The organism is Bacillus cereus group sp. Bc010 (assembly GCF_027716745.1).
Taxonomy (GTDB): Bacteria; Bacillota; Bacilli; order Bacillales; family Bacillaceae_G; genus Bacillus_A; species Bacillus_A pacificus.
Window position 1 is genome coordinate 82582 of the sequence record NZ_JAQFUY010000018.1, and the last position, 15284, is coordinate 97865.

Genomic DNA, 15284 nt, shown 5'->3' on the forward strand with positions numbered 1-15284 from the left:
ACCTAAGATTCATATATTTTAAACTCAATCCTCAAATCTTGAGTATTCTTCCTAAAAACCTCCAATAATTTATTACAATTTTCAGTTGGTTTATATTTAAATCTTAAATCGAATATAAAGCCATCTACTAACTTAGCATCCGGATAAACACTATAGATTTGCCCACTTTCAATAAAAGATACATAGGCATTAATTTTATCTTGTAACAATGTTAAGTGCTGAAGTTCATTTTCCCAATCTAAATGATCTGCAATCATTAATGCTAACTTATTTTCACCCATACTCTTGCCAATTCCATCTATTTTATTTTTGTCTAATATTGACACTTATCTCTCACCTCATTTATTCATCAAAATAAGTTGTCCCTTCAGGACGAACAATTTGCGGCCTTGTTCCACTAGGCACTTCGTATCCCCCTGAAAAATCTCCCTTTCCTTCACCTACGACCTTTCCACCAGAATTCTTCAATTCAGGGAATCCCTTTTCTTGATTAGTAGTATAGGGAGCAGTAGCGGAACTTTTATATTCTTGTATAATAACATTCCCATATTCATCAGATGCAATTGCGTCAACTCTTACCTTAGTCCCTTCATGTGTAACAATGGTTATTTCTCGTTCAGCATTTTCATATTGTTGTGAAAATAGATTAAAACTTTCATCAGAAAATTCTTGCCCCTGCTCTTTAAGTGATGCCCATTTTTCACTTGCTTCTTTCCACTCCAGTGGCTCTTTAGGCGCTTCACTATTCTTATATTTCCTTTCACAATATACATCATACTTAGATTGCAACTCAGCATCTTTAAATCTACCAGTATTATCAAGTAAATCAGAATTCCCTTTTCCACCTTCACCCGTACCCTTAGCAAGTTGATAAGCGTCATCCTTAGCTGTCGTACTTGCCTTTGAAAACTTTCCAGCTACTTCTCCAACAGTTGAAGATTCTATATAAGGAAGCTTCATTCCTATTCCAGTATCCACCGTCCTAACTGCTACTGGAATAGGAGTATTTTTCATAGCATCTAGTGCATTTTTTAAATTCTTATTTTCCTTAAGCGATTGTACCACATTTCCACCCAAATTTGGATTAAAACCAGGCATTCCTTCTTTGAATTTTAATAATTTGGCTAAATCAGCTAATTCACTCGTGTCTTTGAATGCTTTTACTCCTTTTGCTACTGCTCCAACAACTGGGATTGCGTCTAATCCGCCAAAAATGATGTTTCCTACCCGCTCTTCTTGGCTCAATTTCCGGTGTGTTCCCGAGTCTTCTCCGTCGATACCACTTTTGATTTGTACAGCGCCGTATACAACTGCCGCAGCGGTTCCGAGTGGTGGGCAAAGGATTGTTGTGATGATGATTCCTACGCCTATTCCTATGTCTCGCACCATTTCTAGTTTTTTCTGTTCATCTTCTATCGATTTGTATTCAAATCCTCGTGTGGATGGGACTACTTTCTTGTATTCTTCATAATTTAATTTTGCATCTGGGTTTTGTTTTTTTAGTTCTTTGTATTCCTCTCTCAGTACGTTATCAAATGCAGGTGAATCTCTAAAAATATCTTCTACTGTTATTTTATCTTTTTTTGTTTTTATTGTTTGTGGTACACTTCCGTACCCTGCGTGCGCATCTGGTAATACTGTCGTTGTTGTGGAGCCAATTCGGTTATCTGTTTCGAAACTGAGAATAGATGTATCTCTCATTTTTTGAGCGAATTTATCCATTTCTACTAAAAAAGGTTTATCTATATGTTCAGAGACCAATCGCCCTACTTCTCCGCAATATCTTTGTAATGTCGAATAGCTATCAAGTAATTCCCCGATTTTTTGCGATTGATCTTTTGGGTTAAAATGTATACTGCCATCTGAGTCTAAATCTCGTATTCTTCCATCAATTTTTTTCAATAATTCATTTGCGCGCTGTAATTTTATGAGTGCATCTTTTGTAATTCGATTCATACCATCCCCCATGTTTTGCCATGGTTCAGGTCTATATTTCACATCCATTTCGTTTTCATCTCCCCAGCCGTATGGTGATTTCTACAACTTACTTAATATTTCACGTAATTGTTCGTCCTTTTCAAGCATTTCTACACATGCGACCCTTACAAGTCTCGCCGACCTAGAATAGTGTTCAGCAAATTCAAGTGTTTTGTGTAATATATCAGGATATTTTTCAATTACTCTCATCGCTTCACCTTTTTGATAAAAATCACTGCTTAATAAACTCTCAATATTCGTTCCAATGACGTCTACATGGATTTTATATATATCTTCTAATTTCATTACTATATCAAGTAGTTCTTGAAAATTAACTAATACTTCTTCTCCACCACCAGAACCACCATCTCCCATTGATACTTGCATTATTCAATACCTCCTAACGAAAATTGTCTCGGGTCAATTAATTTTTTATACGGCATTTTTAACACGTCATACAATTTCTTATTTACCGCATAGAGACTCACCCAGTCATACCGATTACGTTCTACATCAATTTGAACGAAATCTTCTCCTTCAGTGAAATATAAGAAACATTCCCATTTTCCTCCTCTGTTACTCCGAGGCCTCGTATATGTTTCTATCGCTATAACATCTTTATTTGATAAATCTTTTTCCTCAAATGTTTGTCGTTCTTCTTCTGTCATTCTCTTTGAGAAAAATGTATCTTCTATTTCCCTCGGTTCTCTCAATAAGAAAGGGATGCGTGTTAATAAGGAAAAATATACGTCTGGCTTTGGTATGTAGTCGATCTCGTATTTTTTATTTGGCTCTATTTCCGTTAATACAGCCACTCGGTCTTTATCCTCTTTCAAAAAGCCAATTAATACATTATTCATTCTCGTGTATTCATGACAATTTTCATATTCTTTTAATAGCTCAATCATTTGAAAAGCGGCAGGGGTAATTCCATTTTCACTTGTAAGTAAGCCCTTTTCTTTTAAACTCGTAGTTGCTTTCGTGACACATTCTTCATCAAGTAAAATAATTACGTCACGGTTTGGCAATCCAAATATATCGGTAACCCCAGCTGCACCTGCGAGAACATATAATTCAGCAGGTGCAAAAACCATTTCTTTCCCCATTCTTTTATCCCTCATTTCTCCATCACAATTTTTTTATCGCCCTTACTTCCGATATATCGCCATACGTTTGAATACTTTTCTCTAACTCTTTCAAAGCTTTCGTATGTCCTTCAAATGCCTCTACCATTTCTGAGTTATATTGAATGATTAAATCAAGATAACTTAAAAAGGCATCTCTCGTTTTTCCATTCCATTTCGCACATGTAACGTACGCTTTTAAGTTTTTCGCTTGATTTAAAGAATCTTTCATGCCGTTCTCTATGTTTTGTGCGTAAGAAATGGCACTTGCAGTGTTACTTCCTATAATTTCAACCTCTTTACCACTCATATTAGTTCCCTCCATTCTTTGTATACTTAATGGATAAGTTTTTCAATTTCCTTTTTCTTTTCTTCAAAAGCTCTGGTCGCTGCAGCGTATGCTGACGCTTTCTCCGCTTCTGCTTTCGCTTTATATTCCAAATACTTTGCATAAGCTGTACCTATCGCAGATCCAACATTGCTTAATTCACTTTTAAAATAGGATAGTACTGTATTTAAGTCTTCATCCTTTTCATGACGTTTTTGTTCAAATTCCACTGCTGGAATTTTATTTGCTTCTAAGCCATTACTTTTACTCTCATAATCTCTCTTCGCTGATTCAGCCTCTTGAATGTATTGCTTTAACTCTCTTTCTTGATCTTTTAAATAATCATGTAATGTATCATACTGATCTCGTTTCCTCGCGCTTTCTGTAAAACCCGATGCATTTAAAAAAGCATTATACAATTCATCTAACATCTTTCTCCCCCTTTATTACAATAACTATGTAGTTAAATTCGTATATTCGAACATGAATATTCATTACATTGAGAATTTATAAATAATTATTTTTGCATATTGCTATTTTATCAAAGGGGTTTTAACATTTCCATATTTTATAAAAAGGTTTCGCATTTTTCTTCAATTAAATAACAATGAATATTTATTATCTAAAAATTGTAGTTTCATATAGATTATTGAAATTTTATCCACATTAAGGAAATGAATAACAAATAACCATCATTTACATGTTATAATTGCGATGTATACATTTAATTGTATTAAATGTATATGTGTAATACGTATGTTTAATAAAGTTAAATTAAACTGGGGAGGCTTTCGCAAATGGGTAAGAAAGCAAGCAAAGCTAAAAAAATTTTCGGATTCTTAATCACCACAGCACTAACAACTACAATGATGGTAGGCACAGCAAACGCACAAACAACTACGAATAACTATAAGGTAGCTGGCAATGCGAACACTGTATTTACAGATGTACCAAAGGATCACTGGTCAAAAGATGCTATTGATTACTTAGCAGCAGCAGGACTTTTTAACGGATATGGAAATGGAAAATTTGGTTTTGGGGATCATATTACTAGAGGCCAGGTAACTTCTTTAATCGCTCGTTATTTAGGTTTAACAGCAAATAATGAACAAAGTAATATGTTTAACGATATTAAAAATCATATGTTTGAAAAGGATATTAAAGCTATTGTACAAGCTGGAATTATGACAGGTGATGGAACAGGTGCTTTTCGTCCAGATGATGCATTAACTCGTTATGAAATGGCAGTAGTATTACAAAAAGCATTTCAATTACAATCAAAAGGACAAAATAACTTTAAAGATGTACCTCAAGATCATTGGGCTTATAAATTTGTAAATACGCTACGTAGTAACCGAATATCCTACGGTGATGAGGCAGGTAATTACAATGGCAACACGCTTGTGAAACGTGAAGAGTATGCACAATTTTTATATAATGCAATAGCAAAAAACAGAAATTATAATTTCAACATCAATTCAAAAGAAGAACTGAAACAAATGTTAACAACCGCTTTACAGAATGGAACGTTTGGTCCATTTACATTAAATTCATTGCGTAAAGATATATCTGAAGTAAAAAAAGAATATGGAGTGCCTGATGTTTTGAAAAAAGCACCATGTACAGAATGTGATGCACCTAATATAGCGGTATACGGCGATTATAATATTGATATGTACCCTTGGGACGCTAGATATATATGGGTGAAAATGGATATTTCTATCGATGAATTAAAAGAGTGGTTTGGTGAGCCCGATTTAATCGGAGAGGATATGACTAGCGAAGGCTTTATATATAATCGCGGAAGCTATTCTCTTTATTTCAGCTTCTCTGATGGTTATATTCAACGCGCTGAAATATCTAAACGTGAAGATCGTTAATAAGTTACAAACAATAAAAAAATCCTTCAAGAACATGCCTTTTCTTGAGGGATTTTTTTGTCTCTATCTATTTAACATAATACAATGCTATAAAACCCCTACTGATTAAAGTTTCACTTTATTCTTCTTGGTGCTCCGCTTCCCATTCACTTAAATACGTTGCATATTCTAATTCATCTGGATCATCATATAACATAGAAATAAACTCTAATTTATTTCCATCACAATCTAGAAAATATACGCTTGCAGCTGGCATCCACCTTTGGACAATTGGCTCTTCATTTCCTTTCCCCTGACTCCCTACTACCTCTATTCCACACTTCTCTAACCACAATTTAGAAGTCTTTAAAAACGCTAAATCTACACGAAAAGCGAAGTGTTTCGTCTCAAAATTTTCATTACTATGTACTTCCCATAACCCGAGCATTTGCTCTTTATTTTCTCCTACCCAAAAGAATGCAACTCGTCTTTTCGATAGTCTTTTTGCTAATGATAAACCTAATTTATTTTGATAGAAATCTATTGCCTTTTCTAAATTTCTTACATATAAATGCGTTTCATATATGCTTTGTATCATATTATATTTTCCCTCCTCTACATTCTGATTTTTAAAATATATTTTGTTTTTATCATACAAATATTTATATTTTTAAGCATCCTACTTTTGTATCATTGTTCTTTCCTACAAAGGTATATATCTAGCTTTATCATTCATATACCAACGCCAAAATTCAATAAAAAACATATTTACATTCTAGCAAATACATTCTTAAATTTTTATAATGTAATAAAAGTAACATCTTAATAATAGAGGAGGAACCATTCTGGATAAAACCAAAGTTATGGCTTATTTTAGTGCAACGGGTGATGTGTTTCCTGTTGAAGCAATTACCAATGCCCTAAGTATCGAGCCTACAAGAACTTATAAAAAAGGTGATGTTGTTGCAAGACGTGATAATCCGAATCTTGTATCCACCAAAACCCTATATAGAAAAGAAACTAATTGGACTTTAAGCACTGGCTATCAAGAATCATACGATATAAATAATCAGTTACATGTTATTCTACAATCCCTTGAAGGAAAAACAGAACAATTAAAACATCTCAAGAAGAAGTATAGTTTAGAGTTTCTTTTTATGGTAGTGATTCAAGTGGAGAATAACGAATCACCCACGATATATTTACAAAAAAACATTATTGATTTTGCTAGTTCCATTCAAGCAGAAATTCATTTTGATCTATATATTTGTTAAAAATAAAAACGCTATTGATATTGAAATCAGTAGCGTTCTTATGTGACCATATGTTTTATCTTACTTGTACCCAAAAGCACATTCTTTTTATATAACGTATTACTTCAATTTCCCCTCAAAAACAATCTTCCTACCGCACGGTTCAACTACTGTTTTACCGTCTTTCTTCACTTCATGAAAGATTGGCTCTTCCATGCGACGAGACGGTGCGTAGCCTTCTTGTTCCATACGTGCTAAGCAGTCTGTAATTGTTTCATTTTCGAGTACTTCAAATTTCTTTTTATTAGGTTGTTTTGTCATGCCCTAACCTACTTTCTATTTTTCTTGATGCGAATTGATTCTTCATGTAAATCATATATAACATTGCGAGAATTCCCATTATAATCATAACCGCAATAAAAAAGCTTGTATACTGTATTTTTTCTATAAATACGCCTCCTAATACAGGTCCCAGTATACTTCCTAAACTAAAGGCAATTCCAGATAATATATTACCTGCTGGCAATAAGTGTCTCGGTAATAAATCTGTCATAAATCCAAGTCCTAACGAGAAGCACGATCCAATGACCATACCCGCTAACAACATGCAGGCAAAGACGATCCAATAATATTGATCAAATACGGCTGCCAGCAAGAAAATGCCCGTACTTATGCAGAACGTCCACGTTAAAATACGATCCCTTCCGTATTTGTCACTTAATATACCGAGCGGAATTTGTGTAATAATGCCCCCAACTGCAAATGCTGGTAATAAGAAGGATACTTCTGAAACAGACCATCCTTTTCGAAGCGCGTATACTGGTAAGTTACTGTTTAACATTGCTTCCAGTACGCCATATGCAAGTGGTCCCAGCAGTGCAATCCATCCTAATCCAACAACTTGTTTATAACGAGAAAATGATGATTCACTCTTCACTTCTCTTTCATCTTGCGCCGGGAATGCATTTTTTGTTGGTAATAATAACAGCCAACCTATTAGACAAAGTATAGTAGATATAATAAATGGCGTTGCAAGACCGTACTGAACTGTGCTTGCTAAATATGGACCGACGGCAAAACCAATTCCGAAGAATACACCGTATATCGATACTTGTCTACCTATTTTACTCGGATCCGATGTTGTCGTAATCCATGTTTGTGTTCCGACATGTAGCATATGATCTCCCACGCCAACTAGAAATCTAAGGATAAACCATACCCAAAACGAAAATGTTTGTGTAAAAAAGAATAATGAAATAATAACGAGAAACCCACCAATCACGATAATTGGCTTCATTCCAAACTTTTGCATCGGTTTTTCAAGAAACGGTGAGATCACTAATATCCCAATGTATAGTGCTGTCGCATGAATACCGTTAATACTTGAACTAACCCCTTCTTGTTCAAAAATCATTGCAATGGCCGGTAAAAGCATTCCTTGTGACAAACCCGAGATTGCTACAATCCCAACCATAATCCAAAAAGTAAAACGCAGTGACATCCCTTTCCCTCTCCTTCTCACGCTTTCCACTTTTCATTATAAACTGTTTCTGCAAATGCGTGTACGAATATTCGCAATTAAAAAGAAGCTAAAAGAATGAATCTTTTAGCTTCCTATCCTTCCCAAACTTGTGCTTTCACATTGTTATGAAATTGCTTGAAGTACGGATTTTTATAAAATGCAGTTCCATATACGTGTTGCTGTGCGCTAACGATTGGTTGTTGCGGATATTGCATTTGTAACGGAACTACAGCTGGTGAAATCTGCATATACAGCGGAGCTATCATCAATTTTGTATATATATGATGATTATATGGTGAATGCGCAATTAAGAGCGGATGATGCATGGATAATCTCCCCTTTTACATACAATGTTATAGCATATGCAATACCTTTCATTTCGGGGATTATTTCTGTTCTAACCAATCCTCTACATGTTTTATAAATACATCTAAACAATCAATAAACGGTGAATGACCGCAATCTTCTAATAATTGCAATTCAGCATTCGGCAAATGTTTCGCTAACTCCTCACCCACTACTTGCGGTACGACATAATCTCTGTCACCTTGTATGACAAGCGTCGGAGCTTTAATACGATGAATTTGCTTATTTCCCTCTACAACCCCGTTATGTTCATCCGAAATATTAAATGTAATGAGCGCATAATTCACATCTACGAAATTACGTTGCGTTAACATATCGTCTAAATACTTTTCATAACGATCTGGTTCAGGTTGATTATGTGTATATATTAATAGATTCCATACTGTTCGGTAATATAATTTATTCATATTTTTTATCGCATCTAGTACTGGAGCAATTTGTACAGGATCTTGTGCAACCTCTTCCTTCGTCTTTACTAAACTTGATACGATTGGCTGCCCGTTTATATCTTTTTTAAAAATTGGATATCCCTTCATGCCCACCGATTCTACTAAAATTAACTTTTCGACAAACGTTGGATGATTCGCTGTAAATTGCATCGCAACACCACCGCCCATTGACCAGCCCATTAATGAAAATTTCTCTAGTTTTAATTGATCAATAAATAGTTTTACATCTTCTGCAAAATCTTGTATGGAATCTATCGCTTTATTATATGTTGATTGACCAAATCCTCTTAAATCAAGAGCGTAAATATGGTATTGATCTTGCAGCTTTTCAATGACTAAATCCCAATGTTGTGACGATGTCATGTTTCCGTGAATGAGTACAAGAATTTCTGCATTTTGCCTTCCAACTTCCTGATACGCAATCGTTTCTCCGTTCGATAGTGAAACAAACTCCATTGTTGCAGGCTTAATCATCACAAGTTCCCCCATTCTTTTTAATAGAAAGAAAATTCTTTACTTAATTAAAGAATAACATGCAGAATGTATGTTCTCAACAAAAAAGCGATACGAAATTTTTACATAAATCAACATGTCTATTACTAGACAATTATAATAAAAAAGTATATAGTTAGCTAGGTAACTAATTTGAAAGGATCAACATACATGGACGAAAAACAACATTTTTTTCACATTGTCAGCCAGACTTCTCGCAAGTTTACGAAGAAATTTAATGAACGCGTATCTCCCACTGGGTTATTTAGTGCGCAATGGGCTGTAATTTTCCGTATTAATCAAACTGGTTCTTGTACGCAAACAGAATTATGTCAGTATTTAAATGTTGAATCACCAACGATGACTCGTACGTTAACACGTATGGAAACGATGGGATGGATTATTCGTACTGAAGGAAAAGATCGCCGTGAGAAGCTCATTTCTTTATCAGAAACAGCGATAAAAATGATTCCGGTATGGCAAGAAGAAGTTGATACTTTCGAAGAAAAGACGCTAGAAGGTATTAACGAAGATGATTTACATCAAGCATTTCAAGTGTTACAACAAATTATTAAAAACTTAGATTAAATTGGAGGGATGACGATGCAAAGTGAAAAACTTTGGACGAAGGATTTCCTCGGAACTTGTTTTAGTAGTCTATTTCTCTTCTTAACATTTTATATGCTTATGACTACTTTACCCGTCTATGTAATAGACGGCCTAAAAGGAAAACCTGAGGAAATTGGTTTAGTTGCAACTGTATTTCTTATTTCATCTGTATTATGTCGACCATTTACAGGAAAATGGCTCGATGATTTAGGAAGAAAGAAAATATTATTTATTTCACTTTCTTTATTTTTAGCTGCTACTGTTATGTATTTCGGTGCGCAAAGTTTATTTTTATTACTTGCCCTTCGCTTCTTACATGGTGTTGGGTTCGGTATGGCAACAACAGCAACTGGTACGATTGTCACGGATGTTGCGCCAGCTCATAGACGCGGCGAAGCACTTGCCTATTTTGGCGTATTTATGAGTTTGCCGATGGTAATTGGTCCTTTTTTAGGTTTAACAATTATTTCTCATTTTTCATTCACTGTACTATTTATCGTTTGTTCCATATTTTCATTGCTTGCATTTTTATTAGGACTACTTGTAAATATTCCACATGAAGCACCTGTAAGCAAACAAAAACGAGAAAAAATGAAATGGAAAGACTTACTTGAACCATCTTCTATTCCAATCGCTCTTACAGGATTTGTTTTAGCCTTTTCTTATAGTGGCATTTTATCCTTTATTCCTATTTATGCAAAAGAGCTAGGTTTAGCTGACATTGCAAGTTACTTCTTTATTTTATATGCACTTGTTGTTGTCATTTCTCGTCCATTTACAGGTAAGATTTTTGATCGCTTCGGTGAAAATGTACTTGTTTATCCAGCTATTATTATTTTCACAATTGGGATGTTCATTTTAAGCCAAGCACAAACTTCATTTTGGTTCCTTGGCGCAGGTATGTTAATCGGTTTAGGTTACGGAACATTAATTCCTAGCTTCCAAACGATTGCGATTTCTGCAGCTCCAAACCATAGACGTGGTTCTGCGACAGCTACGTACTTCTCATTCTTTGATAGTGGTATTGGCTTTGGTTCTTTCATTTTAGGTATCGTCGCAGCGAAATCAAGTTACCATAATATGTATTTCATCGCAGCCATTATCGTTGCGTTCACTTTACTTCTTTATTATGGATTACACGGACGAAAACAAAAGTTCAAGAAACAACATACAGACGGAAAAGTTTCCGCTTAACATAAATAAGGAAAGTAAACTTCCCCGTTTACTTTCCTTATTTTGTATTTCTTTCAATTGAAGCGTATACTTATAATAGAAAAAACAAGGAGGGACCGATATGAAACTTAAAAAATCTCCCCTACTCTTACTCATAATCACATTTATATTTGTAATTACAGGGCTCGGTTTTACATACTTCAAACATAATAAAACGACTCCATCGAAAAATAACGTGACGAAGAAAAATTGGATAGATGACCCGTACTTACGTTGGTCGTATACACATATGAAAGAATTCACTTTAATTAACGAGGTGAAAAATAACCCGGATCACGTTTTTCACTTCTCTACCGCATTGCAAAACTTAGACGATTTTGCTGTGGAGCGTAGATTTGGAAATACAACTCCTCTAAAAAAACTTTTAGATGATAACAAAACGGATGCTTTCGTCGTTGTACATAATGGACAACTTGTATATGAACGATATTTCAATGGATATAACGAGAGCGAACCTCATGGTATGGCGTCATTAGCAAAAGTATTTACCGGGGCAATTATACAATCTCTCGCTGAAGAAAACCGTATTGACTTAGAAAAAACAGCTGACACATATATAAAAGAATTAAAAAATACACCGTTTGGTAAAGCCTCGCTTCAGCAATTATTGGATATGCAAGTTTCTGTAGAATATCCTACTCACGGATATGAACATCCAGCATTAGAAAATCAAGATGCACAACTATATTTAGCGAGCAATATTTTACCTCGAGGTAAAAATTACGACGGCCCGATGAAAATTTATGATATGTTACGAGAAGCAGAAGAAACTGCACCGCCTGGTTCCGATTTTTCTTACGATAACGGATCAGCAGAAACACTCGCTTGGGTGATTCGAACGATCACTGGTAAATCATTAGCTGAAAATGTTAGTGAGCGTATTTGGTCTCAAATTGGTATGGAAGAAAACGCGTATTACGTAACAGATGAAACAAAAGTTGAACAAGCTAGTGCTGGTTTAAATGCAACTGCTAGAGATATGGCTAGATTCGGGCAATTACTATTAAACAACGGGGAATATAACGGAAAACAAATTCTCCCTTCTTCTATTACTGAAGATATAAAAAATGTCCAAGAAGGTGAACTTGCAGTTGGCCCTGGCGCTTCCATTTCTTATCATAATCAATGGTGGATTCCGCACAATGAACAAGGTGCTTTCGAAGTGTTAGGTAGTTACGGACAAACACTTTACATCGATCCGAAAGCGAATATGGTAATTGTCCACTTCTCTTCTAACGCTACGCCAAGTAATGAAATCCACTCCGTTTACTCTAATATGTATATTGATATTGCACATCATTTAGAGAAGCTTCCACAGTAGTGGAAGCTTCTCATTGCAGTACATTATTTACACTACTATACCAATTACCTTTTTGTTATTAGAAGATGTTGAAAAAATAATTGCTTAAAATACGCTCAATTAAAATTTTATAAGCAGTTTACAATTTTAATTGAGCGTTTAACTAATACATCTACATCTTTTGGAGAATGTATTAAAACACTTCCCTTACAAAGATTGTCTGTTCATATTGGTCGAAAATTTCTTCTATAGATGAAAATAAAGTTTCTTCCGGTATGATGAACTTTATTTTTTGATCATTTTTTAACATAAAGGAAATTGTTCCATTATCATTAAAACCTGTATGAAACGTTCCTCGTTTATTTAATAGTACCTCTTCAATTATATTTATTTCAATTGAAAAGTTATTCTTTAATTGCAAGAGTTCATGTATATTGCCAGTATGTATTTTTGTATCTATTTCAGTTTCTAAGTTTAATTGTTTTTTCTCAATTTTTTTGAACCAGAACAAAAACAATAGCTCTGAAATACCAGGTAATTGTTTTTTATAAGCATGTCGACTATGAAACTGTCCGCCAATCTTTATAAAATATATACATTCACCTGTAATAAAAACTTTATAATATATATCTGCCGTAAACATTTTAGGCTTTAAAAGATAAAAACTTTTAATCATGATTCCTCCATCAATTTTAAATGTATTTGTATAAACATTTTTAGCTAGATTTGCGCTAAAACATATTACTCATGTAATGCAACACTATTGTATTGAATATCCTCTCCCTTTGCAATAGTTGCTTTGAAATCAGCTAGTAACCTTTCTCTATACTATCCCTATAAGCGCTACCCCATTTACAACCGTTTTCTTCTAGCATTTTAAAAGCAGAATCTGATACAAGGCTCTATATTAACCTATCAATAAATTACCACCCTTTAAATATCTGAATTTTCTTTATATTGAAGGTTATCCCCCAAACAACCTCGAATAATTGTAATACATATACATAAGGAGGTTGATCTATTTTGTTTCGTTCTTTTACTAATGGTTGCGTCGCCTTAGTGCAACGTTTCTTGCCAGAACCGTTTATTTTATCATGTTTATTAACCGTATTTGTTATTTTCTTCGGCATGTTTGCAACGCATCAAACACCTGTGGAAATGATTAATCACTGGGGGAATGGCATTTGGGGACTTCTCGCCTTTTCTATGCAAATGGCACTTGTACTCGTGACAGGATCTGCTTTAGCAAACGCTCCTCTCATTAAAAAATGGTTAACGAAAGCTGCAAAACTACCGAAAACGAATGGACAAGGTATTATTGCCATTTCAATCGTAAGTTTACTAGGGGCGTACATAAACTGGGGCTTTGGTATTGTTGTATCTGTTTTATATGCAAAGGAAGTAGCAAGGCAACTTGAAGGATTAGATTATAGGTTAGCCATTGCCTCTTCTTACTCTGGATTTCTCATTTGGCATGCGGGGCTTTCTGCTTCTATCCCTCTCACGTTAGCAACTGGAGGCGAAACGTTAATGAAAACGACAGCTGGAAGTATTAAAGAAGCGATTCCAATAACAGAAACGTTATTCTCACCATACGCTCTCGTGCCAGTTATTATTTTTCTCGTTACGATGCCTCTCATTAATAAAGCGATGCATCCAGATGAAAAACATACGATAACGGTAGATCCTAGCGTATTCCATGAAGAAGCTGCCGCTCAAGAAGTAGGGAAAAATACGTTCGCTGAGAAAATGGAAAATAGCATCATTATTACACTTTGCGTTGGATTGTTAGGTCTCATTTATATTTTCAATTACTTTTATACGAAAGGCTTTAACCTTACACTTGATATCGTTATTTTTATGTTATTAATTGCTGGACTTATTTTCCACCGTACTCCGATTCAATATATTCGTGCTTTTTCAGATTCTACAAAAAGTGCTTCTGGCATTTTACTTCAATTTCCGTTTTACGCAGGAATTATGGGGATGATGATTGGAGCAAATAGTGAAGGACTTTCACTTGGAGGAGCTATTTCAAATTTCTTTATTAGCATTTCAAACGAAACGACTTTCCCACTCTTTACTTTTTTAAGTGCTGGCATCGTTAATATTTTCGTTCCATCTGGTGGCGGTCAATGGGCTGTGCAAGCACCCATTATGATTCCAGCTGGTGCTGAACTTGGTGTACCTGCTGCAAAAACAGCAATGGCCATTGCATGGGGCGATGCTTGGACGAATTTAATTCAACCTTTCTGGGCATTACCCGCATTGGCAATAGCTGGTTTAGGCGCTCGTGATATTATGGGATTTTGCGTCGTGAACTTACTATATGCAGGATTTATCATAAGTCTATGTTTCTTATTTATTTAAACGAAAAGCTAGTTTTATACTAGCTTTTTTATATAATAAATCTCTTATTTCCCACGCAATTTATAATTGTTTCCCACCTACCTCCGTAAGATGTAATGACTCAAATGCAAAAAAATCTTCGCAAATTTTTCCGATCAGGTGTGGATGTTCCCTCAAAAAATTCCACTGTAACACTTTAGGAAGAAAATATGTTTCATATTCTTTACTTCCCATTACTATCTCATCAACTTCTCTTTCACAAATTCCTCTTATTAAATAATCATTTCTTAATTGTTTTTGAATTTGTTCAAACGTTTCGCTACATTTTTTCAATTGAAGTAAACATTTGAGACTCCCACGACTAAAGTCGCAAGCCCTAATCCTTACGGATTGACGGGTGGGATTCTTGAATGACTAAACGTT

Annotated in this window: 18 protein-coding genes and 1 pseudogene; 6 read left to right on the top strand and 13 right to left on the bottom strand. The window is 34.8% G+C overall.

Annotation, left to right across the window (positions count from 1 at the left end; translation table 11 throughout):
- Window positions 1–2: 2 nt before the first annotated feature.
- Genes PDQ68_RS18890 through PDQ68_RS18915 form a run of 6 tightly spaced genes read right to left on the bottom strand, consistent with a single transcriptional unit; the run spans window position 3 to window position 3860 of the window.
- Complete coding sequence (locus PDQ68_RS18890) at window positions 3–326, bottom strand: DUF6572 domain-containing protein (RefSeq protein WP_000025256.1); 324 nt, start codon at window positions 324–326, stop codon at window positions 3–5.
- Window positions 327–342: 16 nt separating this feature from the next.
- Window positions 343–2004, bottom strand: a complete 1662-nt coding sequence (locus PDQ68_RS18895) for a hypothetical protein (RefSeq protein WP_061182624.1) — start codon at window positions 2002–2004, stop codon at window positions 343–345.
- A gap of 33 nt (window positions 2005–2037) precedes the next feature.
- Window positions 2038–2364, bottom strand: a complete 327-nt coding sequence (locus tag PDQ68_RS18900) for a hypothetical protein (protein WP_001198193.1) — start codon at window positions 2362–2364, stop codon at window positions 2038–2040.
- Window positions 2364–3083 carry a DUF5081 family protein gene (locus PDQ68_RS18905; RefSeq protein ID WP_061182625.1) on the bottom strand — a complete coding sequence of 240 codons (720 nt, stop codon included), beginning with the start codon at window positions 3081–3083 and terminating at the stop codon, window positions 2364–2366. Before PDQ68_RS18905 ends, PDQ68_RS18900 begins: the two co-directional genes overlap by 1 nt.
- 22 nt (window positions 3084–3105) lie before the next feature.
- Window positions 3106–3411 carry a WXG100 family type VII secretion target gene (locus tag PDQ68_RS18910; RefSeq protein ID WP_000014540.1) on the bottom strand — a complete coding sequence of 102 codons (306 nt, stop codon included), beginning with the start codon at window positions 3409–3411 and terminating at the stop codon, window positions 3106–3108.
- Window positions 3412–3437: 26 nt separating this feature from the next.
- Window positions 3438–3860 (bottom strand): hypothetical protein, encoded by a 423-nt coding sequence (locus tag PDQ68_RS18915; protein ID WP_000883453.1) that lies wholly within the window; start codon window positions 3858–3860, stop codon window positions 3438–3440.
- A 366-nt stretch (window positions 3861–4226) separates the two neighbouring features.
- On the opposite strand from PDQ68_RS18915, the gene PDQ68_RS18920 reads away from it, so the two are divergent.
- Window positions 4227–5309, top strand: coding sequence for an S-layer homology domain-containing protein (locus tag PDQ68_RS18920; RefSeq protein WP_061182426.1), 1083 nt, complete (start codon window positions 4227–4229; stop codon window positions 5307–5309).
- Window positions 5310–5427: 118 nt separating this feature from the next.
- Here the strand turns inward: PDQ68_RS18920 and PDQ68_RS18925 are convergent, their stop codons facing one another.
- On the bottom strand, window positions 5428–5886 hold the full coding sequence (locus tag PDQ68_RS18925) for a VOC family protein (RefSeq protein WP_061182425.1): 459 nt from the start codon (window positions 5884–5886) through the stop codon (window positions 5428–5430).
- A 265-nt stretch (window positions 5887–6151) separates the two neighbouring features.
- Between PDQ68_RS18925 and PDQ68_RS18930 the strand changes: the two genes are divergently transcribed.
- Window positions 6152–6562 (top strand): DUF4279 domain-containing protein, encoded by a 411-nt coding sequence (locus tag PDQ68_RS18930; RefSeq protein WP_061130538.1) that lies wholly within the window; start codon window positions 6152–6154, stop codon window positions 6560–6562.
- Between the two features lie 99 nt (window positions 6563–6661).
- Here the strand turns inward: PDQ68_RS18930 and PDQ68_RS18935 are convergent, their stop codons facing one another.
- The 4 genes from PDQ68_RS18935 to phaZ all read right to left on the bottom strand — a co-directional run bounded on the left by PDQ68_RS18935 (window position 6662) and on the right by phaZ (window position 9367).
- Window positions 6662–6862: an NETI motif-containing protein gene (locus tag PDQ68_RS18935; RefSeq protein ID WP_000166303.1), complete on the bottom strand. Its 201-nt coding sequence runs from the start codon at window positions 6860–6862 to the stop codon at window positions 6662–6664.
- Window positions 6846–8042, bottom strand: coding sequence for an MFS transporter (locus tag PDQ68_RS18940; protein ID WP_061182424.1), 1197 nt, complete (start codon window positions 8040–8042; stop codon window positions 6846–6848). The genes PDQ68_RS18935 and PDQ68_RS18940 overlap by 17 nt, the downstream gene beginning before the upstream one ends.
- A gap of 113 nt (window positions 8043–8155) precedes the next feature.
- Window positions 8156–8389, bottom strand: coding sequence for a hypothetical protein (locus tag PDQ68_RS18945; protein WP_000546488.1), 234 nt, complete (start codon window positions 8387–8389; stop codon window positions 8156–8158).
- Window positions 8390–8449: 60 nt separating this feature from the next.
- Window positions 8450–9367 (bottom strand): intracellular short-chain-length polyhydroxyalkanoate depolymerase, encoded by a 918-nt coding sequence (phaZ, locus tag PDQ68_RS18950; protein WP_139866125.1) that lies wholly within the window; start codon window positions 9365–9367, stop codon window positions 8450–8452.
- 174 nt (window positions 9368–9541) lie between these two features.
- Here phaZ and PDQ68_RS18955 point away from each other — a divergent pair, with 174 nt between their 5' ends.
- From PDQ68_RS18955 to PDQ68_RS18965, 3 genes are all read left to right on the top strand, one after another.
- Entirely contained in the window at window positions 9542–9958 is a 417-nt protein-coding gene (locus PDQ68_RS18955) for a MarR family winged helix-turn-helix transcriptional regulator (protein ID WP_000343680.1), read from the top strand.
- 15 nt (window positions 9959–9973) lie between these two features.
- On the top strand, window positions 9974–11173 hold the full coding sequence (locus PDQ68_RS18960) for an MFS transporter (protein ID WP_061182423.1): 1200 nt from the start codon (window positions 9974–9976) through the stop codon (window positions 11171–11173).
- A 100-nt stretch (window positions 11174–11273) separates the two neighbouring features.
- On the top strand, window positions 11274–12533 hold the full coding sequence (locus PDQ68_RS18965; protein ID WP_046647587.1) for a serine hydrolase domain-containing protein: 1260 nt from the start codon (window positions 11274–11276) through the stop codon (window positions 12531–12533).
- A 172-nt stretch (window positions 12534–12705) separates the two neighbouring features.
- On the opposite strand, the gene PDQ68_RS18970 is transcribed toward PDQ68_RS18965, so the two are convergent.
- Window positions 12706–13188 (bottom strand): hypothetical protein, encoded by a 483-nt coding sequence (locus tag PDQ68_RS18970; RefSeq protein ID WP_062821831.1) that lies wholly within the window; start codon window positions 13186–13188, stop codon window positions 12706–12708.
- 347 nt (window positions 13189–13535) lie between these two features.
- On the opposite strand from PDQ68_RS18970, the gene PDQ68_RS18975 reads away from it, so the two are divergent.
- Complete coding sequence (locus tag PDQ68_RS18975) at window positions 13536–14882, top strand: short-chain fatty acid transporter (protein WP_061184293.1); 1347 nt, start codon at window positions 13536–13538, stop codon at window positions 14880–14882.
- A gap of 28 nt (window positions 14883–14910) precedes the next feature.
- On the opposite strand, the pseudogene PDQ68_RS18980 reads toward PDQ68_RS18975, so the two are convergent.
- Window positions 14911–15242 (bottom strand): annotated as a pseudogene (locus tag PDQ68_RS18980) (hypothetical protein).
- Window positions 15243–15284 lie beyond the last annotated feature (42 nt).

Bases quoted from the DNA above. Each gene is read 5' to 3' on its own strand.
- PDQ68_RS18895 (WP_061182624.1), bottom strand. From the start codon at position 2,004: ATGGATGTGAAATATAGACCTGAACCATGGCAAAACATGGGGGATGGT.
- PDQ68_RS18900 (WP_001198193.1), bottom strand. From the start codon at position 2,364: ATGCAAGTATCAATGGGAGATGGTGGTTCTGGTGGTGGAGAAGAAGTA.
- PDQ68_RS18905 (WP_061182625.1), bottom strand. From the start codon at position 3,083: ATGGGGAAAGAAATGGTTTTTGCACCTGCTGAATTATATGTTCTCGCA.
- PDQ68_RS18910 (WP_000014540.1), bottom strand. From the start codon at position 3,411: ATGAGTGGTAAAGAGGTTGAAATTATAGGAAGTAACACTGCAAGTGCC.
- PDQ68_RS18915 (WP_000883453.1), bottom strand. From the start codon at position 3,860: ATGTTAGATGAATTGTATAATGCTTTTTTAAATGCATCGGGTTTTACA.
- PDQ68_RS18920 (WP_061182426.1), top strand. From the start codon at position 4,227: ATGGGTAAGAAAGCAAGCAAAGCTAAAAAAATTTTCGGATTCTTAATC.
- PDQ68_RS18925 (WP_061182425.1), bottom strand. From the start codon at position 5,886: ATGATACAAAGCATATATGAAACGCATTTATATGTAAGAAATTTAGAA.
- PDQ68_RS18930 (WP_061130538.1), top strand. From the start codon at position 6,152: ATGGCTTATTTTAGTGCAACGGGTGATGTGTTTCCTGTTGAAGCAATT.
- PDQ68_RS18935 (WP_000166303.1), bottom strand. From the start codon at position 6,862: ATGACAAAACAACCTAATAAAAAGAAATTTGAAGTACTCGAAAATGAA.
- PDQ68_RS18940 (WP_061182424.1), bottom strand. From the start codon at position 8,042: ATGTCACTGCGTTTTACTTTTTGGATTATGGTTGGGATTGTAGCAATC.
- PDQ68_RS18945 (WP_000546488.1), bottom strand. From the start codon at position 8,389: ATGCATCATCCGCTCTTAATTGCGCATTCACCATATAATCATCATATA.
- phaZ (WP_139866125.1), bottom strand. From the start codon at position 9,367: ATGGGGGAACTTGTGATGATTAAGCCTGCAACAATGGAGTTTGTTTCA.
- PDQ68_RS18955 (WP_000343680.1), top strand. From the start codon at position 9,542: ATGGACGAAAAACAACATTTTTTTCACATTGTCAGCCAGACTTCTCGC.
- PDQ68_RS18960 (WP_061182423.1), top strand. From the start codon at position 9,974: ATGCAAAGTGAAAAACTTTGGACGAAGGATTTCCTCGGAACTTGTTTT.
- PDQ68_RS18965 (WP_046647587.1), top strand. From the start codon at position 11,274: ATGAAACTTAAAAAATCTCCCCTACTCTTACTCATAATCACATTTATA.
- PDQ68_RS18970 (WP_062821831.1), bottom strand. From the start codon at position 13,188: ATGATTAAAAGTTTTTATCTTTTAAAGCCTAAAATGTTTACGGCAGAT.